We start from the raw sequence: 24,509 nt of genomic DNA, 5'->3' as shown, positions 1-24,509 counted from the left end.
TTTTCGCCTAACAAAGGCGGTTTGCTTTCAGGCAATGCTCATGCTATTAATTCTGGCTGGCTTATCAAAAAACGCTCAGGCTCAAACCACCTACCTACCACATTATACTTCCAAAAATGGCTTGGCAAGCAACAACTGTTATTTTATTTTACAAGATAAGAAAGGGTTTATCTGGATTGCAACTGACGCCGGACTGAGCCGCTTTGACGGTACCAATTTTCAAAATTTTAATATTGAAGATGGTTTACCAGACACCCAAATTCTTCAAATTAAAGAAGATAGAGAAGGCAGATTATGGTTTTTAGCCCTAAACGGACAGTTAAGTTACCTCAAAGACGGTAAGTTTTACAATCGAAATAACGACAAGGTTTTAAAAGCGCTAAATTCAAATACAGTAATCGTTTCCTTCCTCGAAGATAAAAAGGGAAGAATCTGGCTGGGCACTAATTCAAATTTAATTATCCTTTGGGATGGAAAATCCGTTAAAAAGTTTGTCTCGCCAGGCATCAATACGCAATTTACGAATGCGTTTCTACATGAAGATGAATTCGGTAACATCTACGCATACAGCGATTTAAGCCGACAGAAGTATAATGGTAAGACATTTACGGTAACAGATAATAAGGTTAACCCACTATCGTATATGACCGCCTGTAACCTGCCCAGCGGATCGCTTTACTATCTGGACGAGCAGGGCCTGAAACGCTATCAAAGAAACAAGATTACAAGCATTATCGCCATCCCCGATAACCTTTTAAAAAACATGGCGGGCTATTTTTATTACGACGATATTAATAGAGAAGTTTGGTTAGCCAGTAACAATGGTGCCCTTGTAATGAACCCGAGCGGAAAAACGGTTATGTATTTACAGGGCATTTCCGTAAACCAATCTGTTAAAGATAATAGCAACAATATGTGGTTTGCCACGAATCAGGGTATATATATGCTACCCAACATCAATTCAAGGCTATCAATAATTGATGCAGAATCGGGTTTGAGCAGTAATGTAATTAAAAGCATAACCAAAGATGGCAGGAACAGGTTGTGGTTGGGAACAGACGACGCTGTTATCGATATCCTAAACATAAAAAATTACCAGATAGATGAAGTTGGCCTGGACGATTACAAAAAATATAAAACAATAAAACAGATTGTTTACGATAAAAAAAATGAGTCCGTTTATTTTTCTTCCGACTACGGATTAGGCGTTTTTAAAGATATTTATCAATCTAAAGATGATGTAAAATACCTTAAAGAAACAAATAACTCGATGTTCGTTATTAAGCACTTTAGTTTAAGTGAAACCAACAATCGGTTGGCACTTGCACTATCATCTGGCGTTGTTTTCCTTGCAGACCGGACAAACAAACTTGAATTTAATTCGCTAAAATACCGGGAAAAAGAGGATTTTTTTAAAGATAGGTCATACCATGCCTTTTATGATAAACAAGGCGCTTTATGGTTTTCTAATGTCGATGGGCTGTCGCAATTTTTAAATGGCAAGTTAATTCAACATTTTAAAAATAACCAGTTGTTAACCAAACGTATAAACGACATCCAGCAGCTGCCAGATGGAAGCTTAATCTTAGCAACCGACGGTTATGGAATTCTTTTTTACAAAAACGGAAAGATAGAAAAGCAAATAACTCAAAAAAATGGCTTAACAAATGATATTTGCACAAAGCTTTTTATCAAGAACAATGAAATTTGGGTTTTAACAAACAAGGGCGTTAACAAAATTTCTAACTACGCAAATAAAGCCGAGGTTATAAATTTCGACTACGGAAAAGATTTACTTACAGAAGATGTAAATAACCTTTATATCGATGACAGCACGGCCTATTTCGCCACCAATAAAGGATTGATTCTCTTCAATTACAATAATAAAAACAGAATAAAAAGCCAGCCCAAAGTCTACATTACCTCAATCATTAAAGATGGAGAACGATTGCCGCTAAATCAGGATAACTTTACCTTTGAAAGTGGCAATAATACGGTGCTTTTCACCTTCGGCGCCGTCGATTTTACGACAAGTGACATTACCTACAGGTATCGCCTGAATGAGAACTCTGTTTGGCTGGAAACAAGAACCCGCCGGCTGGATTTTTCTGCGTTGCAAGCTGGCGATTATATATTTGAAGTGAGTGCTAAAAGTCAGAACAACGACTGGGGACCAGCTGCAAAAATATCATTTACAATAAAAAAACATTTCTGGCAAAGCTTGTGGTTCCTTTCTATTTTAATCTTATTGGTAGGCTACGTTTTTTACAAGCTAGCCGTCTACATCACGCGAAGACAAAAGGATAAAGAACAAGAACAATTACTGCTTAAAAACAGAATATTAATGCTTGAGCAACAAGCTTTGCAGGCAATGATGAACCCCCATTTTGTTTTTAATGTAATGAATTCGATTCAGCATTATATAAATACACAAAATACCACGTCTGCAAATAAAGTTTTAACCGGTTTCGCGAGGTTGATACGCAAAAACCTGGAGATATGTACAAAAAGCTATATCTCTATTGAGGAAGAACTGGATTACCTGAACCTTTACCTAAAGCTGGAAAAAAACCGTTTTGGCGATAAACTTCACTACAAAATAAATGTTGGCGATGACATTGACAAGGATGAAACCCTAATCCCATCGATGCTGTTGCAGCCTTATGTAGAAAATGCGATTTGGCATGGCATAATGCCCAAAGAAACCGGTGGTGAAATTCAAATTAACATCACTTCTCAGGATGACCATTACCTGAAAATCGAAATAATTGATGATGGTGTAGGAATTGAAAACTCATTAAAAAACAAAAAAGACAAGCACATTAGCAAAGGAATGCAGCTAACACGTGAAAGGTTAAATTTGCTTGGACAAATTGAAGCAAAACCTATACAGTTAGATGTGCGTCAAAATGTAGGAAATGGTACTACTGTATTAATTTCTATACCGTTAAAATGACGACTTTACCGTTTACTCAATTATTAATACCACTTACTAAATAGAAATTACGTTGCATGAAGTTTAGCCTTAAACTTGTATTAGAAATAAACGATAGTGTTTATCAAAACGTTCTTATAGAATTGATATAGATATTTAATAACCTAACCTAAAACTATATCTTAATTCAGGTTTCATTTGTGTGTTGAAAGCGGTCTTGTTTTTTAAAAAGCGAGACCGCTTTTTTTTGCCCAAAAATTTTATTTTTGTTTATGCCACAAACTAATGTTACCAACCATATCGAAGCGCTCATCTTTTCCTCTGTTCAAAGTATTAGTTTACAGGAGATTATCTTAGCCTTAAATTCGGTATTGGAGACGGAAATAACTGATACACAGGTGCAGGAAAGCCTTGCTATTATTCAAAATAAGTATAGCGAAAAAACATTCGCGATAGAACTGGTTAGTTTAAATAACGGTTATCAATTTTTAACTAAAAAAGAATATCATCAAACGGTAAATCAACTTCAGTTACATAGATCTAAGAAAAAACTTAGTCAGGCTGCTATGGAAACACTCGCCATAATCGCTTACCGGCAACCCATTACAAAACTGGAAATAGAGCAAATTCGTGGCGTAAACTCCGACTACTCGGTACAACGCTTGTTAGAAAAAGAATTGATAAGTATAGAAGGCAAAGCGGAAACGCCAGGCAGACCCATCCTTTACACAACCAGTAGTTTATTTATGGACTACTTTGGCTTAAACAATTTATCGCAGCTACCGCAGTTAAAAGACATAACCAGGGCAGAGAATACAATTGGCGAAAATACCGAATAGTTAATTTTAAATTGTTTAGAACCAGTTTGTTATTAAAAAAAGTTTTTTCGTATTTTTAAACTATAAAAGCAATTTTTATTTTTGTGGCATGAAAACTCCAAAGAAATCCCCGACAAAACCGACTACTAAAAAAGAGGTAGAAGATAATGACGATTTTGAAGATGATGCAGATTTGAAACCTGCCAAAAAAACCCAGGATGATGATGACGACGACTTTGACATGCCGCTTGATGACCTCGATAATTTCGATAATTTTGATGATGACGAAGATGATTATTAATTTATAAAAACTATATATTTGAAAAAGCATTCAACTTTGGTTGGATGCTTTTTTAATTTAAAATCTGCCCATGCAAATTATACAGGTAAACAACATATCATTAAAAAACGATTTCCTACAAACCCCAAAAATTCTTTACAAAAGCGACAAAAACTGGATTTGCCCTTTAGATTCTGAAGTTGAAAATGTATTTGACCCAAAAAAGAACAGTTTCTTCACACATGGAAAGTGTACGCGTTGGGTCCTGAAAAATAGTGAAGGGAAATTAATTGGAAGGGTTGCTGCTTTTATAAATGATAAAAAGGCATTTAATTACGAGCAGCCAACGGGTGGTATGGGTTTTTTCGAATGCATAGATGATGAAAAGGCAGCATTTCTGTTATTTGATACCGCCAGACAATGGCTTGCTGAAAATGGCATGAAAGCGATGGACGGCCCCATTAATTTCGGTGAGAACGATAGCTTTTGGGGATTGTTGGTTGAAGGCTTTACGCCGCCGTCTTTCGGTATGAATTATAACTTTCCTTATTACAAAAAATTCTTTGACAACTACGGATTTACAACCGAATACGAACAATTAACTAACCACATCAATTTAACGATTCCTTTTCCTGAAAGATTTACGAAAATAGCCAATTGGGTAAGAAATAAACCCGGTTACACTTTCGAATATTTTAGTAAGGCCAATTCGGCGAAGTACATTTCCGATTTGATGGAAATATATAACGATGGCTGGCAGGATTTTGAAAACTTCGTACCGATAAAAAGGGAAACTTTGGAAGAAAGCTTCAAGAGCATGGCGCCGATAATGGATGAACATTTGATTCAGTTTGCATACTTCAATGGCGAACCGGCATCGTTTGTAGTGCTGATACCTGATGCAAACCAAATGATTAAAGGCTTTGATGGAAAACTCGGCTTAATTGAAAAATTAAAATTTGCCTACCGCCGCTGGGTTGGTGTTAGCAGAATGCGGGCAATTGTTATGGGTACGAAACCAAAGTTTCAAAAACATGGTCTGGAATCGGTATTATTTATCCGTTTGGGAGAATATGTGCTTCCAAAAAATCAGTATAAAGAATTGGAATTGAGTTGGGTTGGTGATTTTAATGATCAAATGATTGCCATTCACAAAGCTACCGGCGCAACATTTGGCAAGAAGCACTTAACTATGCGAAAGGTATTTTAACCATTGAAAAATATTTTGAGAAAAAAAAGCCAGAGTGCTGAATAAATGGAAAGAAATTAAAACTGGCCGAAAGAAATCTTAACTCATTTTTCCTTTTCGTTTCAAAGCGCTGGCCTGGTCTTCTAGCCTGGCTGCCTGCTTTTATCGTTTTAGGTCTACATCCCCAATTTATCGTATAAATCGATAACCTTTTTCCTAAGCTTGTTGAGCTCTTCCTCTTTTTCTACAAGTTCTTGTTTCAAGCTGTTTATGTTATCTCCGTTCGTTTCAACAACAGTTTCGCCCAAAAGCTCACCTGCCGAAACTTTAAAAGTTTTCGCTATTTGCAGCAAACGGGATAGGTTTAAATCTGTTTGTCCGGTTTCGATTTTACAAAACGCCGGGGTAGAAATATTTAATAACTTCGCGGCAGCGGCCTGACTTAAACCAAGGGCTACCCTACTCGATTTAATATTTTCTCCGATGCTTTTCATCAAAATGAAGCGTTAGTTTCGATAAATTATCTGGTTAAAGAAGCAGCAAGTTCCGGTAAATCGAATCCTGCATAGTTTCCCGAACTCATCATTAGTAAATTAGAATTTTTGTAATTTAAACTTAAAAGATAGCGCTTAAGTTCAGAAGCATCGTCAAAAAATTTAAGGTCAGAATTTGAGAAAGCATCCTGAACGTCCTGTTCAGAGAATGGCTCCATCCGCTTTTGCTCAAAAGATTTTAAATCGATAAATACGATTGCTTCATCTGCCTTATCCATCGCTCCAGCGTACTCTTTTAAAAAATCTTTGTTTAAACTACTAAAGGTGTGCAGTTCAATGCAGGCAACTAATTTTCTATCTGTAAACTGAGCTTTAACGGCATCAATAGTAGCCTTTAATTTTGATGGAGAATGTGCAAAATCTTTATAAACATTGGTTAGTTCATCAGCAGAAATAACCTCTAATCGCTTCGCTGCGCCGGTGAAAGACGCTATCGCTTCGTTGAACTGAGCACTACTAATGTTCAGCTGTTCGCAAACGAGTTTAGCAGCATTCATGTTCATTAAATTATGGTCGCCGAAAATTTTCAAAGCAGTTTTTTCGGGAAGCAGGTAGGTAATGCCACTTCTAATCTCATGCTCGGGAATGGCGTACCCAATTTTTTTAATTCCCGCTTCAGATTTCTGCACAATTTCGGTTAAATCAGCATCTGCTTCACAATAAATTAAGGTGCCGCCGGCTTCAATCGTATCGATGAATTTATCAAACTGAGCAGTATAATCTGCATATGTTGGAAACACATTTATATGATCCCAGGCGATACCGCTTATCACCGCTACATTGGCTTTATATAAGTGAAACTTTGGGCGCCTGTCAATTGGCGACGACAGGTATTCATCGCCCTCGATAATCATTACAGGCGCTTCTTTAGTTACTTTAACCATCGTTTCAAACCCTGCCAGCTGCGCACCAACCAAATAGTCAAAATCTCGGCTGTAATAATTCAAAACATGCAAAATCATGCTCGTAATGGTGGTTTTACCATGACTGCCACCAATTACGACACGCAATTTATCTTTGCTCTGCTCATAAATGTATTCGGGGTACGAGTAGATTTTTACACCTAGCGCCTGAGCTTTTGATAATTCAGGATTATCAATTCTTGCATGCATTCCTAAAATTACGGCATCCAAATCGTTAGAAATCCGGGTTTCATCCCAGCCCATTTCGGCTGGTAACAAACCATATTTATCTAAGCGGGATTTCGCTGGCTCGAAAATAACATCGTCTGAGCCAGAAATTTGATACCCTTTTTTATGTAAAGCGATAGCCAGATTGTGCATTGCACTTCCCCCTATGGCAATGAAATGTATGCGCATATTTTTAATTATTGAATTAGAGAATAATCGAATGAGGGATTGCCCGACATTTGAATCAGCATCCACTCACTAAAAAATTCAATCATTTTTCTTTTCGAATTGAGCCGCAACCCAATCGCCATTTTGTTTATGATCAACATACCTGATGCCGAATTTGGCACATTCTGCTGTAATCATTGCTAAATCGGGATCGAGATAGAAGCCGCTAAAAAAAATCTTTCCGTCAGGTTTCAATACTTCTGAATACCTGCCAATCTGATCAAGCAGAATGTTTCTATTGATGTTGGCAAGTATAACATCGTATTCAACATCCGGAATTACTTCCTTACTTCCACACAACGCCTTTAAGTTTTCGACAGCATTAAGCTGGGCATTCTCCAATGTACTTTGGTAACAAATGTCGTCATAATCAATGGCCATCAATGTTTTAGCACCAAGCTTCGCTGCAAGAATTGCTAATATCCCGGTGCCACAACCCATATCTAAGAGATCTTTATCCTTCAAATCTGCAGCCAAAATGTACTGCATCATCATTGTTGTTGTTTGATGATGACCAGTTCCAAAGGCCATTTTCGGATCAATTATAATCTCGTAAGGATACGATGGCTGAGCCTCATGGAAAGTTGCCCTAACATAACATACATCGTCGATGATTAAGGGACTAAAATTTTTTTCCCATTCAGCGTTCCAGTTTTCATCGGCTACGTCTTCTAAAACATATTCGGTTTTGAAATCTTCAGCATAGGTTGAAATCAGCTTTTCCAGTCCCTCACTATCGAAATTATCTTTTATAATAAAGGCGATAAATCCGTTTTCATTATCCTCAAAGGTATCGAAGCCTAAGTCTGCAAGTTCGCTGATGAGCAAATCCTGCTGATAGTCTTCTATACCTTCGAACTTAAAAATTGCTTTTATATACTGCATTAGCTGTTTAAAGCTTTAATAATATCTGTAAAGTCTCTTGATTTTAACGAAGCGCCACCAATTAAGCCACCATCAATATCCTTTTGTGCAAATAAACTCGCAGCATTACCCGGATTGCAACTTCCTCCGTATAAAATTGTTGTATCATCTGCAACATTAAACCCATAATTGGCTTCAATTTCACTGCGGATAAAAGCATGAATATCCTGAGCTTGCTCCGGAGATGCGGTTAAGCCAGTGCCGATTGCCCAAACTGGTTCGTAAGCAATAACAACTTTTCTAAAATCATCTTCCGTTAAGCTAAAAAGGCCGTTAATTAACTGCTTTTTCAAAACCTCATAGTAACTGCCGTTGTTACGTTCATCTAAAGTTTCTCCAATACAAAATATCGGCTTTAAATTGTTAGCCAGGGCAATTTTAGTTTTTGCTGCTAATAGCTCATCACTTTCAGCCTGATATTGTCTGCGTTCTGAATGACCTAAAATTACGTATTCCACGCCGACAGATTTAACCATCTTTGCGGAGATTTCACCTGTGTAAGCACCGCTCTCTTTATCATGAATATTTTGAGCACCTATTTTAACATCATTTCCACCCAATTTGGCCAAACTATTCAAATGAATAAAAGGAGCGCAAATAACAGCTAATTGATCACCTTTACGCTCATCCTTCACCATATTTACAATCTCACTGAATAACGAAATCCCTTCGTTATAGTCTAAATTCATTTTCCAGTTACCGGCTACTATTTGTTTTCTCATTGTGTTTTATTTTGCTAATTGATGATTTCTATTATAAATGATGGTTAAATATTAAAAATTTCTGTGAGGAGCTGTTAATTCGAATACCTTGGTCAGTATATCTTTTTCTGTATCATCGAAAATTACATTTTTTCTTGCAAATACTTTCGCTGTAGTTTCGAACATTTTATTTAGTTTGTAATCCAAAAACCCATCTGCTCCACCCCAGCTAAAATCGGGAATGTGATTTGGAGGCAAGCCGCCGCCAAAAATATTTGCGCTAACGCCTACAACACTGCCTGTATTAAACATTGTATTAATACCGGATTTAGCATGATCGGCCATAACCAAACCACAGAACTGCAAATTAGTATTACGCATTTTTTTACTTTCGTAATCGTAAAGCTTTACTTCAGCATAATTGTTTTTCAGGTTTGAGTTATTGGTATCGGCACCAATGTTAACCCATTCGCCAAGTACCGAATTACCCAGATATCCTTCATGTCCTTTGGCAGAATTCCCCCATATTACCGAATTATTAATTTCGCCTCCTGCACGGCTGTTAGGTCCGATAGTAGTACCCGAATAAATCTTGGCACCCATTTTAATTGATGAATTTTCGCAAAGCGCAAAAGATCCTCTTATTAAACTTCCTTCCCAAATCTCAGCGTTTTTACCAACGTAAATTGGTCCGTAACCGGAATTTAAAACGCTGCATTCTGCTTTGGCGCCTTCTTCAAAAAAGATATCGTCGCCCAACAATTGATTCGTGCTACTGATTTTTGCAGACGTACGTCCCTTGATTAGTAACACAAAATCCTTTCTTATTTCGGCGGGGTTGTTAACAAAAATATCTTCGGGATAAATAATCCTAACGAAATCCTGCGTGTACTGTATCTTTTTATTAGATGTCACCGCATCTGACTGCGCTGGATCGTTGTGATGTGCAATAAGAAAATCACCTTTAAGCAATACTTCACCATCTTTCAATTGGCTTATGGCATCAACCAAAGCTTCATCAGGACAAATACACCCATTGATAAAAAGATTTGCATTAACTTTTGCGGGATACTTTACCGACAAATATTCCTGGGTTTGGAATCCAAAATCGGCATTTAGATGTTTCGCCCATTTCTCTGCTATTGTTAAAATACCTATTCGTAAATCGGCTACCGGGCGTGTAAAAGTAAGCGGGCGTAATGATTCCCAACTCGAATCATCAAAAAGGTTGATTGTCATAAGCCACAAAAATAAAAAAAGTCCCGATGCTTTTGGCAAAGGGACTTTAAAAAATGCTTTTTACGCCTAAAATTATTTTTTAGCGTAACGGTTTTTAAATTTATCGATACGTCCTGCTGTATCAACCAATTTCATTTTACCAGTATAAAAAGGGTGAGACATGTGAGAAATCTCTAATTTATAAAGAGGATACTCATTTCCATCTTCCCATTTAATAGTCTCTTTAGTATCTACGCAAGATTTTGTTAAGAAAGCATATTCGTTAGACATGTCTTTGAAAACAACTGGTCTGTAGCTAGTAGGGTGCAAATCTTTTTTCATTTGAATATTATTTAAGTTATTTGTGTTGAAAGCATCAAGAACATTTTTGCAATTTGCTGGCAACAACGCTTATGACCTTTCTGTTAGTCTTTTCTATCTCTATTTTAGAGGATGCAAATATCTTAATTTTATTTCTGAAATACAAGTGTAAACTAGAATTTTAAATTTAAGCATTTTTCAAATTGTATTTATTTAAAACATTTATCTTTTATATTTATTGCTCTAAGCTTTTTTATCAACTCCATGAATAGAAGAAACTTTATTAAAAGCAGCTCTGCCGCAGGTTTACTTACCGGTATTGGCTTGCCCGCATCTGCAGCTCTTGTTACTAAACCCTCGGGTAACAGCGAGTTTACTGATGATTTTGAACTGAATGAAATTACAGTAACCGAGCTTCAGAAACTGATGCAAACCGGTAAAACATCATCAAAGGCACTTACCAAAATGTATTTAAAAAGGATCGAGAAAATTGATAAAAGCGGCCCAAAACTAAATGCAGTAATTGAATTAAACCCAGAAGCATTAGAAATTGCCGGCCAACTCGATGCGGAAAGAAAGAATGGAAAATTAAGAGGGATGCTGCATGGTATTCCTGTTTTAATTAAAGATAATATAGATACAGCTGATAAAATGCATACGACCGCAGGCTCTTTAGCTCTAGCCGGGAATGTGGCGAGTGAAGATGCATTTATTGTTAAAAAACTTCGTGAAGCAGGTGCGGTAATTTTAGGTAAAACTAATTTAAGTGAATGGGCTAATTTCCGTTCAACACGCTCTTGTAGCGGCTGGAGCAGTCGCGGCGGACAAACGAAAAACCCTTTTATACTGGATAGAAGTCCAAGTGGCTCGAGTTCTGGCTCTGGCTCAGCAGTATCTGCAAATCTGTGTGCAGTGGCAATTGGAACAGAAACCAATGGCTCTGTGATTGCGCCCGCATCCTACAACGGCGTTGTTGGCCTTAAACCTACGGTAGGATTATTAAGCAGAAGTGGCATTATTCCTATATCAAAAACGCAGGATACGGCGGGGCCAATGGGCAGAAATGTTACTGATGTAGCGATTTTACTTTCCGCGTTAACAGGGATAGATACTACAGACAGCGTGACTAGAAATAGTGAAGGAAAAGCCGCTAAAGATTACACATTCTTTTTAAAAACTGATGCAATTAAAGGGAAAAGAATTGGCGTCGAAAAGTCGTTTTTAACCGGACACGAAAGCGTGGTTGCGCTTTACAGCAATGCCATAAGCAAACTTAAAGAACTTGGCGCCGACATTGTTGAAGTTGAGCTTTTAAAGGAAATGAGGGTAATTGGTTCGGCGAGTTTTACGGTGCTGCAATGTGAATTTAAAGATGGCGTAAACGCATACCTTGCGAACGCACAGGCCAAAGTAAAAACGTTAACCGAAGTAATAGCGTTTAATAAAGCAAATGAAAGCACAGCTATGCCCTACTTTAAGCAGGAAACTTTAGAAAGTAGCGAGAAAGCACCCAACATTGACAGCAAAGAATATAAAGATGCACTCGAAAAAGTAATTTCTTCTAGAAAGATAATTGCTGGTTTAATGGCAAAATATAAGTTGGATGCCATTGCAGGAACTAGTTTTGGAATTCCATCGGCTATAGATCTGTTTAACGGAGATTACAGCGACGGCTTTTATTTCTGTTCGCCTGCAGCAATGGCGGGTTTCCCCCATATTACTGTGCCAATGGGTAAAATTTATGAACTACCTGTTGGGTTATCCTTTATGGCGTTAGCTTACGAAGAACCCAAAATTTTAGCTATGGCATTTGCGTATGAGCAGGCAACTAAACACAGAAGCCCGCCAAAATTTATCAAATCGTCGAATTTTTCTTCTGGTGTTTAGTTGTTTTCAACTAAACCCAGAAACAAAATGAATTTACTGAATCGCGATATCTTTAACGGAAAATATTGTTGCCTCAAAATGGAGCGTTAAGTCTGCTTTAAATTTTCGGCTTTAGCCCTTACTGCTATATTTCTTCCAGGTTTCAATTTTAGCCAATTGCCTGTCCAGGTAAGCGTCGGCGATAACTTCTGCGGAGCTTTTGCCTTCTACAGTTTCGAGAAGTTCTTTAAGTTTATATTGGTCTACATCAGCTTTGTATAAAATCTGAATTAACTTGGGGAAATCGTTATCAATCAGATAGGCGAAAGCAGTTATCAAAACATCCCGAAGTTGGTTTTCTGCAAGGTTCTCGTCTATATCGAAATCTTTGCTGATGATTTTGGTTAGTGACACCGGACAGTGATTTAATGAATTAGCGAATACTAAAGTTGTCTGCTCTTTGCAAACGGGCTTAGAAGCACTAAACTTGATTAATTAAACCTGATAAAAGCGACAGCTCCCGATTCTTCATCGGGACTATAGCGGTTAGCAGGACTGCTGCAAGCGACAGGAATTTGAACGTTCATTTTCGAATCAATATCAGGGCATTTTGAAAAAGCAGTTCAATTTTGGGTCAGGCAAATCTTAACTTTAAGCCGCAGCAGCTGGCTTTACACCCATTTAATTTCCTGACAAAGTTCTATTAACACACCGTTGGTGCTCTTGGGATGAACGAAGCAAACCATTTTATTATCTGCACCTTTTTTTGGCACATCGCTCAAAAGCACAAATCCATTTGATTTTAACCGCTCCATTTCTACGAGAATATCATCTACAGCGAAGGCTATATGATGAATCCCTTCACCTTTTTTTTCTAAAAATTTTGCAATTGCACTCTCTTCAGAAGTGGCCTCCAGAAGTTCTACTTTATTCTCGCCCGTTTTTAAAAATGCCGTGTTAACGTGCTCGGAAGCAACAATTTCGGTTTTATAACAAGAGGTATTCAATAATAATTCGTAGAGTGGTACCGATTTATTTAAGTTGTTTACAGCAATGCCGATATGTTCTATCTTATTCATCGTTTAAAAAGGTTGGTTGAATGTAAAAATGCATGTTTTATCTATAAGGTCATAGCTAATATTTATAATTGTTCGAAAACTTTTTTCGTATCTTTGTAATCATAATTAACAGAATAGAGATGAAACAGCCGATATATTTAGATAATAATGCAACAACACCTTTAGACCCTAGAGTGTTGGAAGCAATGCTACCTTACTTTACTGAGAAATTTGGAAACGCCGCAAGCCGTAATCATGCTTTTGGATGGGTGGCTGAAGAGGGAGTAGATTATGCTCGTGAGCAGGTAGCCAAATTAATCGGCTGTACTGAAAAAGAAGTTATTTTTACATCTGGCGCAACTGAAGCAGACAACCTTGCCATTAAGGGTGTGTTTGAGATGTATAAAGATAAAGGAAACCATATTATTACTGCCCTTACTGAGCACAAGGCAGTTTTGGATACTTGTAAACACCTTGAAAAAAACGGTGCTAGAGTTACTTACCTTGGCGTTAAAGAAGATGGTTTAATTGATTTAGCTGCGTTAGAAGCTGCGATGACTCCTGAAACGATTTTAGTGTCGATAATGTACGGTAATAACGAAATTGGTGTTATCCAACCAGTTAAAGAAATCTCTGCCATTGCACACAGGTATGGTGCATTATTTATGACTGATGCTACGCAGGCAGTTGGTAAGATTCCTGTTGATGTTAACGCTGACGGGATTGACTTAATGGCGTTTTCAGCACATAAAATGTACGGTCCGAAAGGCGTTGGCGCACTTTATGTACGCAGAAAAAACCCAAGGGTTAAAGTAACTTCGCAGATGGATGGTGGTGGCCATGAACGTGGAATGCGTTCTGGTACGTTAAACGTTCCCGGCATTGTTGGCTTAGGAAAAGCTTGCGAACTTTGTCGTTTAGAGATGGAAAGTGAAGCAGTTCGTTTGTCAGCTTTACGCGATAAATTAGAATCGACTTTAAACAAAATGGAAGAGAGTTATGTTAATGGTAATACGCAACATCGTTTGCCACACGTAGCGAATATATCTTTCAAATATGTTGAAGGTGAAGGCTTAATGATGGCAATGAGCGATTTGGCAGTATCTTCGGGTTCGGCTTGTACTTCAGCGTCATTAGAACCATCTTACGTTTTAAAAAGCCTGGGTTTATCTGATGATTTAGCACATTCTTCTATCCGTTATGGATTAGGTAGATTTACTACCGAAGAAGATATTGACCACGCGATTGAAATAACTCAAAAAGCAGTAAATCACTTAAGAGAACTTTCGCCACTTTGGGAAATGTTTAAAGAAGGAATTGATTTAAGTAAAATTGAGTGGGCAGAACATTAAATTAATTTACGATTGTAGATTGACGACTTAAGATTCGGAAATCTCAATTAAATAGAAAATAAAATTAATAATTTACGGCAGATGAACAGTCAGAAATCGTAAATCTAAAATCTAAAATATTATGGCATATTCAGAAAAAGTAATTGACCATTACAATAACCCACGTAACGTAGGTACATTAAATAAAGACAGTAAATTTGTAGGAACCGGATTGGTTGGCGCACCTGAGTGTGGCGACGTAATGCGTTTACAAATTGAGGTTGGTGAAGATAATGTAATTACAGATGCGAAATTTAAAACATTTGGCTGTGGTTCGGCTATCGCATCTTCATCATTAGCTACAGAATGGCTAAAAGGAAAAACAATTGATGAGGCGCTTTCTATCGATAACATGGATATCGTTGAAGAACTGGCTCTTCCTCCAGTTAAAATTCACTGCTCCGTATTGGCAGAAGATGCAATTAAATCAGCTATTAACGATTATCGCGTTAAAAATGGTTTAGAAGCAATTGTTTTAGAAAAATCACACCACTAAAACTTGTTTTGGGTATAAGGAATAAGAGTGAAATTGTATTTTGCCTTAACAACCTTCTACCCGACACTAAAATTTTAATATTATGATTACTATAACTGATAAAGCGAAAGATAAAATTGAGCACCTGATGCAGGATTCTGAAATGGGTTCTGACTACTTTTTACGTGTTTCAGTGAAGGGTGGCGGTTGTTCTGGTTTATCATACAATTTAGATTTTGACAACGAAGAACAAAAAGGTGATCAGTTTTTTGAAGACAGAGGGATTAAAATCGCGTTGGATATGAAATCGTTCCTGTACCTAGCCGGAACTGAATTAGATTTTACTGACGGACTAAATGGAAAAGGTTTCAATTTCGTAAACCCGAACGCCAGTCGTACTTGCGGCTGTGGTGAAAGTTTCTCCGTTTAAAAATTATAAAGCTTATTTAAAAAAGACTCCAAAACTGGGGTCTTTTTCTGTTTTTAGATGTTCTGAAGCTTTTTATAAAAAAGTTACAAACTCATTTCCAGGTTAACTGCGCAATCACTTTAGCCTAAACCAGGTTATGAAATTGCTATATTGTGTTCAGCGATGAAGTCGAAGTCGAATCGCCCGACTTACATCAATTTGCATTTTTTAACCAAAAAGCATTATTATTGTTAATTATATTCAACACCAAATAACGAGCAATGCCATTAATTAACGAATTTTCAACAGTGCCTACATTGTTGCGAAATGTTGTCAAAAATATCCACAAGCCTACAGATACTTTTTTGCTCCATAAGCAAGGTAATGAATGGGCTGAAATTTCCTTCGAAGACACTTTAAAGCGGGCCGATGCGGTTTCTGCGTACTTTTTGGAAAAGGGGATAAAAAAAGGCGACCGCCTTGGTTTAATGATAGAGAATTCGCCCGAATATGTTTATTATGATCAGGGAATTCAGCAAATAGGCGTAATCAATGTTTCCATTTATCCAACGCTTTCTGAGCAGGAAGTGGCTTACATCATTAATGATTCCGGAATAAAGGGCATATTAATTGGCAATAATTTCTTGTACAGAAAAGTATTAAAAGTAGCAGCTAATTGTAAGGCGTTAAAATACATCATCCCTGCTTTTAAAGACTTTGAAAAGGTTAAAATACCAGCTGATGTTGATATAGAGGTTATTTCGTTCTCCGATATTCTCGCCCTTAAGCACCAGATAACCGCAGCTGAGAAAGCTGAGATAGACCAGTGCCGAAACATGGTACAGCCTAATGATGTTTCTTCATTAATCTACACATCGGGAACAACTGGCACGCCTAAAGGCGTTATGCTTACACACTATAACTTTGTTAAAAACGTAGAGGTTTGCCTCCAACAGATTCCTGTAATTGATAAAACCGAAACGTTCCTGTCATTTTTGCCACTGTCGCACGTTTTCGAACGCACGGCAACTTATCATGTTTGCTGCACTCAGGGCTGTAAAATTGCATTTGCCCAAAGTCTGGAGTTGTTGGCCAAAAATATGGGAGAAGTTAGGCCTACGGTGATGAGTTGTGTACCGAGGTTGCTTGAGCGTATACACGACAAAGCCATTAAAAGTGGAACTGCAGGCGGTGGTACAAAGGCGAAAATATTTACCTGGGCATTAAACACCGGGAATAAATATCGCATTGCGAAAGAAGCTGGCAAAAATCCGGGTTTATTGCTAACAGCAAAAAAGGGAATAGCCGAAAAACTCGTTTTTAGTAAGATAAAGGAGAAAACAGGCGGAAGGCTTAAATTTATGATATCTGGCGGCGCAGCCTTACCGAAAAATGTTGGTGAATTTTTTGGTGATTTAGGAATAAAAATTCTTGAAGGCTTTGGCCTAACGGAAACCTCTCCGGTGATGTCGGTAACGGAATACCACAGACAGGTTTATGGCACAGTTGGGCGTGTTATTCCAGGCATTGAAATTGGTATTCAGGATGTGGAGAGCAAAGAGATTATAAACATACAAACCCACGACACCTTTGATGAAGGTTTTGAATGCGCTGAAGGAGAAGTGATTGTTCGCGGACATTGTGTTATGAAAGGCTATTTTAACAAGCCTGCAGAAACCGCAGAAGCTATCGATAAAGATATGTGGTTTCATACAGGCGATATTGGCCGCTTTTATAAAGGTAATCTACAAATCACCGATCGCCTAAAAAACATGATTGTTAATGCCTACGGTAAAAACGTATACCCTACCCCGGTCGAAAATATTTACCTCAAAAGCCCAAAAATAGATCAGTTGTTTTTAATTGGTGATAAACGCGAATTTATCACAGCGATCATTATTCCGAACAGGGAAACGTTAGAGGAAACCTTTAAACTTAAACCTGCTTTTTTTGAGGAAGCTGATCCATTTATCCAAAATAAAGAAATTATAGATTGGATGGAGCTAGATATCAGGAAAATTTCTAATGAACTGGCAAAATTTGAGCGCATCAAGAACTTTAAAATAAAGCGAAACCCTTTCAATATCGACGACGGTGAAATTACGCCGACAATGAAAGTAAAGCGCAGAATTGTTGAAAAGAGATACGCAAACGCTATTGATGAAATGTACGAAGAAGGCATAGAAGCAGAAAGTTGAACAGCTTAAAAACCAAACTTGAGTTATAAATTGGCGCCAGATTACCTTTAATTAACCACAAATAGTGATATTTTCTTTCGTCTTATTTAATTTCTCTACCTTCCAAAAGCGAAATCTAAATTATTAGGGTTTACGTTAAACACTTCCATAGAAAACGGGAGGCATTTAGTTATATGGTTATTATAAACAGTTTTGAAGAGTACAAGGCATTTTTAGGTTCCGAAATAGGTGCATCTCAGTGGCACAAAATCGAACAAAATCAAATTGATAAATTCGCTGATGCCACACTGGATTTCCAATGGATTCATACCGATCCGGAAAAGGCAAAAAACAGTAGCCCATTCGGCTCAACAATTGCTCACGGCTATTTAACACTTTCACTTATTCCATACTTATGGAAGCAAATCGCTGACATACAAAATGTTAAGATGGAAGTTAATTACGGCATCGAGTCGTTTAAATTTAACAAGCCTGTTCTGGTAAATGACGAAGTTCAACTCAGGGCAAAACTTATCGCGATTTGTGATTTGAGAGGAATAACTAAAGTAGTTATTGAAGCCAACCTTGATATAAAAGGGCAAACTAAAACCGCATATACCGGAAACGTCGTCTTTCTTTATCATTTCAAGTAGCTATTTCTCATAGCTAGAACAGTTTACCCTTGTAACGCATTTTTTTGGCTGATTTTTTCATTAGCCAATTCTTATCTTTGTGCTACTTGTGATTGACAATTTATTTGATGCATTAAATTGGATGCACACCGCAGATATATTTGTATCATCACCATAGCATAACTATTATTAAACATCTTGCAAAATTGTTACTTTTGCAAAAAATACCCGAAATGAGTATAGGATTATCAGAACAGGAAATATTGCGACGGGAGTCGCTAAAACAATTACGCGACTTAGGCATTGAGCCTTATCCTGCAGAATCATATGAAGTTAACGCATATGCTGCAGATATAAATGCCAACTATGAAAAAGATAAGACTGCTTACAAGACAATAAGCATCGCCGGCCGGTTAATGACCCGCCGCATCATGGGAAGTGCTTCATTCGCAGAACTGCAGGATTCTACCGGCAGGGTTCAATTGTATTTAAAACGTGATGATCTTTGTCCGGATGAAGACAAAACCTTATATAATACCGTATTCAAAAAGCTTTTGGATTTGGGAGATTATATAGGTGTGAAAGGCTATGTCTTTACAACTCAAACAGGAGAAATATCCGTTCACGTTACCAGCTTTACCGTACTTGCTAAATCGCTGAAGCCACTGCCAGTTGTAAAACGAGATGATGAGGGCAATATTTACGATGGCTTTACCGACCCGGAATTGCGTTATAGAATGCGTTATGTAGATTTAACTGTAAATCCTGATTACAAACAAATTTTCATCAAGCGTAGTAAAGTTATCAATTCGATGCGGAGCTATTTTGATGAACAAGGTTGGATGGAAGTTGAAACGCCAATACTTCAACCAATACACGGCGGTGCGGCAGCCCGTCCGTTTGCTACCCATCATAATGCACTAGACATGCCACTTTATTTGCGTATTGCGAATGAGTTATACTTAAAACGGCTTATAGTTGCAGGTTTTGATGGTGTTTATGAATTCGGTAAAATGTTCCGCAATGAAGGTATGGACCGTACGCATAATCCGGAATATACCTCTATGGAGATTTATGTTGCCTATAAAGATTATATCTGGATGATGGCAATGGTTGAAGAATGCCTGGAAAAAGTAGCAATCGCAACCAACGGTTCGGCTGTAGTTAAAGTTGGCGATAACAACATCAATTTCGAAGGTCCTTACGAAAAACTAACCATGTACGAATCAATTCAAAAATTCACAGGAATTGATGTTTCTGCAATGAACGAAGAAGCATTGCTGCAAACCTGTAAAGATTTGGGTATCGAAACTGATTCGACTATGGGCCGTGGTAAGCTGGTGGATGAGATTTTCAGTGCAAAAGTTGAAGCAAATCTTATTCAGCCAACATTTATAACAGATTATCCAATCGAAATGACGCCGCTCGCAAAAAAGCACCGCTCAGTTGCTGGTTTGGTAGAGCGCTTTGAGATTTTTGTAAACGGAAAAGAAATTGGTAATGCTTATTCCGAATTGAATGATCCGATTGATCAAAAAGAACGTTTTGAAGATCAGTTAAAATTGGCTGATCGGGGTGATGCAGAGGCAATGGCAATGGACGAGGACTTTGTTCGTGCGTTAGAGTACGGTATGCCCCCTACTTCTGGTTTGGGTTTTGGTATTGATAGGATTGTGATGTTAATGACCAATCAAAGTACCATTCAGGAAGTGTTGTTTTTTCCACAAATGCGCCCTGAAAAAAAGAAAATCGAATTATCTCCTGAAGAAACTGAATTGTTTAGCTTAGTAAAAGACGGTGAACAAGTTTTATTGGCTGATGTTAAAGCAAAACTTACCGATTGGAGCAATAAAAAGTGGGACCTTACCTTGAAAGCCTTAACAGGGAAAAATGTTTTAAAGGTTACAAAAACCGATGATGGTTTATATCTTTCTCATAAATAAATGTCTTAACACAATCATAACATAAACTTAAAAGGCTTGCTAACAATTGTTTAGCAAGCCTTTTTTATATTTACAGCAATCGACAATAAAATCATTGCATTATGAATATTTCAAGTTTAGAAATCACCGAAAGAGAATACTGCATCAAATTAAGTAAAGAAGCTTTTGATTTATCCCTGGTTCATCAGTTAATTAAAAGAATCCAGGCAGAAGCGTTTTTCTTTAAAAGAGCCCAAGCTGAAGAGGATGACATTTTAAGTAAAAGAAACCAGCGGGAAGAGCTTGAAGGCTTCGATTATTTAGGTGATAAATAAAACCACCTAAATAATCCGCCAGTTATAATCTTATTACAGAAGAACCTCGCTTAGAAAATAGTTTTCGGTTAATTAATCAATATCGAGGTTTCCTTCTACAGAATCATCCATCGTCTTTCCTGTTACCACCGAAGCGGCCATTTTTAAGAAAGCAACGGCAGCGCCGTGTTTTGTATCCCAGTAATAACCTTCTGAAGGAATTACTTTAATCAACGTAATGTTCGGATCATCTTTGCCGCCTTGAAACCAGGTTTTAATAAAGGGGCTCCATAGCTCATCGATTTTAGCCTGATCTCTGCTAATTTCAGAAATGCCGTAGATATTAACGAAACCGGAGTGTGCGCCAGCCTGAAACAAAAGATGAGTAAAAGGGTCTGCAGCTATTTCCTCGTTCTTGTGGCTGTCCTTCATGCTCATAAACCAAATATTTCCTTCTTCATCCACCTGCTGAATGGCCATAGGCCTGATGGATAGAGGAACACCTGTTTTAATATTCGTACAGAAAAAACAACTTTCTGCTTTTTCTGCCAATTCTTTAAGTTTAGCCACAGCATTTGCGCCGCCTAAATCTTTGATGTTGCCTTCTTCCTGAGTATTATTAGTACTTCCTTCTTGTGATGTTGCCATAGGTATAAAGTTTATATACACTACAATTTTCAATTCACTTTAGTTTTGAACATTTGGCAAAGCCACCCGCTTTAACGAATAAGAAGCCGAAAATAAAGACGCTTTTAAACAAAAAAGCCGATTCATTTTAGAACCGGCTCTTTTTGTTATCTGTAACGAACTTGTTGTTGCTTGTCCATCATGCCCATCTGGTCTTTCATCTGCTTAATCTGATCTGCAAGTAATTTGTTCTTATCTGCTTTTTTTGCTTCGGCTAAATACATTGTTGCTTCGCGTTTATTTCGTTTGGCCATTGCAATACCTGCTAAACTCAATTTTGCTAATGCAACATTGTGTTCCATTTGCATGCCTAAACTTAACGCGGCTTTAAAGTATTTTTCCGACTTCATCGGAGCTGTTCTACTTTCTATTAACCCAACCAGTAAATTATAATAACCGTGCTGAATTTTGATAAGTTGTTTCTCATAATTTGTTATCCTGTCTAAATACATTTTCGCTTTCGGCATATTGTCTTTTCTTAAAAACCATTGCGCTAAAAGCATGTTCTCATTAAAGAAATAGGTAACTAAAACAATTATGCCCAACAATATGGCAACAATTCCCCATGGCCAAAAACCGAAAATAAATAAAGCTACAGCGCCACCCAATAAAGCAAACCCCGCGATCAATCTGATAATATTTGGCATAAATTTTATTCTAATAATATTTTTTTTTTGCAAATATCGTGTTTAAATAGCAGAAATTAGATTTTAAAACAATAATTTCATTAAAAATTTACACTTAAGAATTAAGCAAATTACCAATATGAAATATCTCTTATCCATAACTTTAATCATCATTACTATGAATGTTTCTGCTCAGGAAATCAATAAAAAAATACACGACGCCGCTCATGATAAGGATATTTTAATTAACAAGTGTACCCGGGAAGGCGTGGTAACTTTTCCTGAATTTAAAGAAATGTATGACCCACTTTACGAGGCGTATATCCCAGACGCTGCAACAATAATTGAGCTGAAAAAACTTGTCAAAAAAGAGCATGTAAAAATCATTTTTGGAACCTGGTGCGGAGACAGCAAAGTAAATGTTCCAAATTTCTTCAAGGTTCTGGATGCCTTGCATTTTAATGAAAAGCATGTTGATATTGTTGCTGTTGATGGCCACAAAAAGGCAGAAAATGGAATTATCGATGGTTTGGATATTCAAAAAGTTCCAACATTTATAATCTACGATAAAAAGGGAAAAGAATTAGGACGCATCGTGGAACACCCGAAAACAACTTTAGAGGGAGATTTTTTAGCTATTCTGAAAAAGAAATCATAAACAATTGCGCTTTAACAGCGTTGTAAATTACGATTACTGAATAATCCTAACCTATTTAAGAAAACAAAATATATGTCTGCAGCATTGGAGCCAGGTTGGCTCGCCGTTTTAGAAGATGAGTTTGAAAAAGATTATATGAAAAGCCTTAAATCTTTTTTAGTAGCAGAAAAGGAAAAAGGTTTTCAGGTTTATCCAAAGGGTGCCGACATTTTTAATGCCTTAAATACTACCCCTTTCGATAAGGTGAAGGTGGTTATATTGGGTCAGGATCCATATCACGGAGCCAACCAGGCGCATGGCTTATCTTTCTCCGTTCAAAAAGGAATAACCGTACCGCCCTCGCTAAAAAATATCTATAAGGAATTGGAAACCGACATTGAGGGTTTTGTGATGCCTCAACATGGAAATTTGACGCATTGGGCTGAGCAAGGCGTATTGCTGCTAAATGCTACCCTTACCGTTCGGGCCTCGGAAGCGGGTTCCCATCAAAACAAAGGATGGGAAATTTTTACTGATGAAATTATAAAAGCCCTTTCCGAAAAACGTAAATATATCGTGTTCTTACTTTGGGGCAAATATGCGCAGCAAAAAGCATCGCTAATCGACCAGCAGAAACATTATGTGTTAACAGCAGCCCACCCATCTCCTTTCTCTGCACACACGGGTTTTTTAGGATCGAAACATTTTTCGAAGACGAACCAGTTATTGATTCAAAATAATTTAACGCCAATCAACTGGAAAATTTCGTCTTAATGAATGTTTATTTAGTCAGCGGGTTAGGGGCAGATAAAAGGATATTTTCTAAGATTGGCTTTGACAAAAAACTAAATATTGTCCATTTAGACTGGATACCTTTTGACCGAAAAGAGTTGATGAAAGATTATGCGGGAAGGTTAAGTAGAGCAATAGATGCATCAAAACCGTTTGCTCTAATTGGTGTCTCATTTGGCGGCATGATTGCAGTGGAAATAGCCAAGGTGCTAAAGCCTTCGGTAACTATAATTATCTCAAGCACGATACTAAGCAAACATTTACCATTTGTTTATAAGCTGGTTGGTAAGTTAGGTTTTCTAGACATTATTCCACCTCACGTATTAAAAGCTAGCAACAATTTGACTAGAAATTATTTTTTTGGAACAAAATCAAGTGAAGAAAAAAAATTGCTAAAAAATATAATTGATGATTCAGATTCGCACTTTTTAAAATGGGCGGTTGGAAGCATTCTCAATTGGAAAAATGATATAAGACCTGAAAATCTTTTTCACATTCATGGCACAAGTGATAGAATACTATATTCAAACAAAGCTAAACCAGATTTTACAATTAAAAATGGCACCCACTTCGCAATTTATCAAAACGCAGATGTTATCTCAAAATTAATTAACAAACTAATTCTACGATAAATATAATTCCCCTTCCACAAGATTAATCTCTTAAACCATCCGGATAGCTTTAATACTCTAATGGAACTATAGGCTCTTTTTTCGTCGTAGACATAATCATCATGGTTTGAAAAGTCTTAACCACAGATATCTTACTGATCTTATCCATTATTAATCGTTCGTAAGATTTGATATCCTTCACATAAACTTTTAAAAGAAAATCGGCCTGACCGGTAACATGATGGCATTCCGTAATCTCCTTTATTTGATTTACCTCATCTAAAAAAATCTGAATTGTATTGTTCTTGTGAAAATCAAGCTGAATCTGAATAAAAGTTTTAATACCCAAACCAAGCTTTTCCTCATCCACTAAAGCGTGATAGCTTTTAATGTAGCCGGCCATTTCCAGCTTACGAACTCGCTCTAAGGTTGGTGCGGGCGAAAGGCCAATCTCCTGGGATAAAAGAAGGTTTGTTATTCTGCCGTTTTCTTGTAAGATTCTTAAAATTTTAAAGTCAATTTTGTCTAATTCGGATGCCATATAAATTCAAAGGTATTGAGAACACAAACATAACCAAATTAAATTCTAAATTTTAACATAATTTATCATATAT

26 protein-coding genes are annotated in these 24,509 nt (G+C 37.2%); 15 read left to right on the top strand and 11 right to left on the bottom strand.

All coding sequences use genetic code 11. The features are described 5' to 3' along the window. Positions 1-34: 34 nt before the first annotated feature. From ASG14_RS18045 to ASG14_RS18030, 4 genes are all read left to right on the top strand, one after another. On the top strand, positions 35-2,956 hold the full coding sequence (locus ASG14_RS18045; protein WP_082491689.1) for a two-component regulator propeller domain-containing protein: 2,922 nt from the start codon (positions 35-37) through the stop codon (positions 2,954-2,956). 251 nt (positions 2,957-3,207) lie between these two features. Further along, the gene (gene scpB / locus ASG14_RS18040; protein ID WP_056872480.1) at positions 3,208-3,774 is read left to right on the top strand and encodes an SMC-Scp complex subunit ScpB; all 567 of its coding nucleotides are present in this window, start codon (positions 3,208-3,210) and stop codon (positions 3,772-3,774) included. Between the two features lie 88 nt (positions 3,775-3,862). Continuing rightward, positions 3,863-4,054, top strand: a complete 192-nt coding sequence (locus tag ASG14_RS18035; RefSeq protein WP_056872479.1) for a hypothetical protein — start codon at positions 3,863-3,865, stop codon at positions 4,052-4,054. Positions 4,055-4,124: 70 nt separating this feature from the next. Continuing rightward, on the top strand, positions 4,125-5,243 hold the full coding sequence (locus tag ASG14_RS18030; protein WP_056872478.1) for a hypothetical protein: 1,119 nt from the start codon (positions 4,125-4,127) through the stop codon (positions 5,241-5,243). 155 nt (positions 5,244-5,398) lie between these two features. On the opposite strand, the gene ASG14_RS18025 is transcribed toward ASG14_RS18030, so the two are convergent. From ASG14_RS18025 to ASG14_RS18000, 6 genes are all read right to left on the bottom strand, one after another. Then, positions 5,399-5,716 carry a helix-turn-helix domain-containing protein gene (locus tag ASG14_RS18025; RefSeq protein ID WP_056872477.1) on the bottom strand — a complete coding sequence of 106 codons (318 nt, stop codon included), beginning with the start codon at positions 5,714-5,716 and terminating at the stop codon, positions 5,399-5,401. Between the two features lie 26 nt (positions 5,717-5,742). Further along, on the bottom strand, positions 5,743-7,095 hold the full coding sequence (gene murC, locus ASG14_RS18020) for a UDP-N-acetylmuramate--L-alanine ligase (protein WP_056872476.1): 1,353 nt from the start codon (positions 7,093-7,095) through the stop codon (positions 5,743-5,745). 78 nt (positions 7,096-7,173) lie between these two features. Further along, on the bottom strand, positions 7,174-8,019 hold the full coding sequence (gene prmA, locus ASG14_RS18015; protein WP_056872475.1) for a 50S ribosomal protein L11 methyltransferase: 846 nt from the start codon (positions 8,017-8,019) through the stop codon (positions 7,174-7,176). Beyond that, positions 8,019-8,780: a triose-phosphate isomerase gene (gene tpiA, locus ASG14_RS18010; RefSeq protein WP_056872474.1), complete on the bottom strand. Its 762-nt coding sequence runs from the start codon at positions 8,778-8,780 to the stop codon at positions 8,019-8,021. Before tpiA ends, prmA begins: the two co-directional genes overlap by 1 nt. 51 nt (positions 8,781-8,831) lie before the next feature. Continuing rightward, positions 8,832-9,998: a putative sugar nucleotidyl transferase gene (locus ASG14_RS18005; protein ID WP_056872473.1), complete on the bottom strand. Its 1,167-nt coding sequence runs from the start codon at positions 9,996-9,998 to the stop codon at positions 8,832-8,834. Between the two features lie 72 nt (positions 9,999-10,070). Then, positions 10,071-10,319 (bottom strand): type B 50S ribosomal protein L31, encoded by a 249-nt coding sequence (locus tag ASG14_RS18000; RefSeq protein WP_056872608.1) that lies wholly within the window; start codon positions 10,317-10,319, stop codon positions 10,071-10,073. A 243-nt stretch (positions 10,320-10,562) separates the two neighbouring features. Between ASG14_RS18000 and ASG14_RS17995 the strand changes: the two genes are divergently transcribed. Continuing rightward, positions 10,563-12,185, top strand: coding sequence for an amidase (locus ASG14_RS17995; protein WP_056872472.1), 1,623 nt, complete (start codon positions 10,563-10,565; stop codon positions 12,183-12,185). Between the two features lie 111 nt (positions 12,186-12,296). Here ASG14_RS17995 and ASG14_RS17990 read toward each other — a convergent pair whose 3' ends face one another. Then, the gene (locus ASG14_RS17990) at positions 12,297-12,578 is read right to left on the bottom strand and encodes a hypothetical protein (protein ID WP_056872471.1); all 282 of its coding nucleotides are present in this window, start codon (positions 12,576-12,578) and stop codon (positions 12,297-12,299) included. Between the two features lie 257 nt (positions 12,579-12,835). Further along, positions 12,836-13,243, bottom strand: coding sequence for a methylmalonyl-CoA epimerase (gene mce, locus ASG14_RS17985; protein WP_056872470.1), 408 nt, complete (start codon positions 13,241-13,243; stop codon positions 12,836-12,838). A gap of 119 nt (positions 13,244-13,362) precedes the next feature. Here mce and ASG14_RS17980 point away from each other — a divergent pair, with 119 nt between their 5' ends. From ASG14_RS17980 to ASG14_RS17950, 7 genes are all read left to right on the top strand, one after another. Then, positions 13,363-14,574 (top strand): IscS subfamily cysteine desulfurase, encoded by a 1,212-nt coding sequence (locus ASG14_RS17980; RefSeq protein WP_056872469.1) that lies wholly within the window; start codon positions 13,363-13,365, stop codon positions 14,572-14,574. Between the two features lie 121 nt (positions 14,575-14,695). Further along, positions 14,696-15,109: a Fe-S cluster assembly scaffold IscU gene (gene iscU / locus ASG14_RS17975; protein ID WP_025142622.1), complete on the top strand. Its 414-nt coding sequence runs from the start codon at positions 14,696-14,698 to the stop codon at positions 15,107-15,109. An 82-nt stretch (positions 15,110-15,191) separates the two neighbouring features. Further along, a complete protein-coding gene (locus tag ASG14_RS17970) occupies positions 15,192-15,518 on the top strand; it encodes an iron-sulfur cluster assembly accessory protein (RefSeq protein WP_056872468.1) in 327 nt (108 codons plus the stop codon). 260 nt (positions 15,519-15,778) lie between these two features. After that, positions 15,779-17,695, top strand: coding sequence for a long-chain fatty acid--CoA ligase (locus ASG14_RS17965; protein WP_056872467.1), 1,917 nt, complete (start codon positions 15,779-15,781; stop codon positions 17,693-17,695). A gap of 173 nt (positions 17,696-17,868) precedes the next feature. Continuing rightward, complete coding sequence (locus ASG14_RS17960) at positions 17,869-18,327, top strand: MaoC family dehydratase (RefSeq protein ID WP_056872466.1); 459 nt, start codon at positions 17,869-17,871, stop codon at positions 18,325-18,327. A 212-nt stretch (positions 18,328-18,539) separates the two neighbouring features. Beyond that, complete coding sequence (gene lysS, locus ASG14_RS17955; protein WP_056872465.1) at positions 18,540-20,249, top strand: lysine--tRNA ligase; 1,710 nt, start codon at positions 18,540-18,542, stop codon at positions 20,247-20,249. Between the two features lie 101 nt (positions 20,250-20,350). Then, entirely contained in the window at positions 20,351-20,563 is a 213-nt protein-coding gene (locus ASG14_RS17950) for a hypothetical protein (RefSeq protein WP_056872464.1), read from the top strand. A gap of 72 nt (positions 20,564-20,635) precedes the next feature. Here the strand turns inward: ASG14_RS17950 and ASG14_RS17945 are convergent, their stop codons facing one another. After that, complete coding sequence (locus ASG14_RS17945) at positions 20,636-21,190, bottom strand: pyridoxamine 5'-phosphate oxidase family protein (RefSeq protein ID WP_056872463.1); 555 nt, start codon at positions 21,188-21,190, stop codon at positions 20,636-20,638. Positions 21,191-21,336: 146 nt separating this feature from the next. Continuing rightward, a complete protein-coding gene (locus ASG14_RS17940) occupies positions 21,337-21,876 on the bottom strand; it encodes a DUF2892 domain-containing protein (protein WP_056872462.1) in 540 nt (179 codons plus the stop codon). 118 nt (positions 21,877-21,994) lie between these two features. Between ASG14_RS17940 and ASG14_RS17935 the strand changes: the two genes are divergently transcribed. From ASG14_RS17935 to ASG14_RS17925, 3 genes are all read left to right on the top strand, one after another. Continuing rightward, positions 21,995-22,513: a thioredoxin family protein gene (locus ASG14_RS17935; protein WP_056872461.1), complete on the top strand. Its 519-nt coding sequence runs from the start codon at positions 21,995-21,997 to the stop codon at positions 22,511-22,513. A 72-nt stretch (positions 22,514-22,585) separates the two neighbouring features. Then, positions 22,586-23,266 (top strand): uracil-DNA glycosylase, encoded by a 681-nt coding sequence (ung, locus tag ASG14_RS17930; protein WP_056872460.1) that lies wholly within the window; start codon positions 22,586-22,588, stop codon positions 23,264-23,266. Next, positions 23,266-23,916: an alpha/beta hydrolase gene (locus ASG14_RS17925; RefSeq protein ID WP_056872459.1), complete on the top strand. Its 651-nt coding sequence runs from the start codon at positions 23,266-23,268 to the stop codon at positions 23,914-23,916. The genes ung and ASG14_RS17925 overlap by 1 nt, the downstream gene beginning before the upstream one ends. Before the next feature lie 49 nt (positions 23,917-23,965). On the opposite strand, the gene ASG14_RS17920 is transcribed toward ASG14_RS17925, so the two are convergent. After that, entirely contained in the window at positions 23,966-24,436 is a 471-nt protein-coding gene (locus ASG14_RS17920) for an Lrp/AsnC family transcriptional regulator (RefSeq protein ID WP_056090420.1), read from the bottom strand. Positions 24,437-24,509 lie beyond the last annotated feature (73 nt).

Origin of the sequence: Pedobacter sp. Leaf194, from assembly GCF_001423945.1 — a bacterium.
GTDB lineage: Bacteria > Bacteroidota > Bacteroidia > Sphingobacteriales > Sphingobacteriaceae > Pedobacter.
This window is presented reverse-complemented; position numbering and strand designations above follow the sequence as displayed.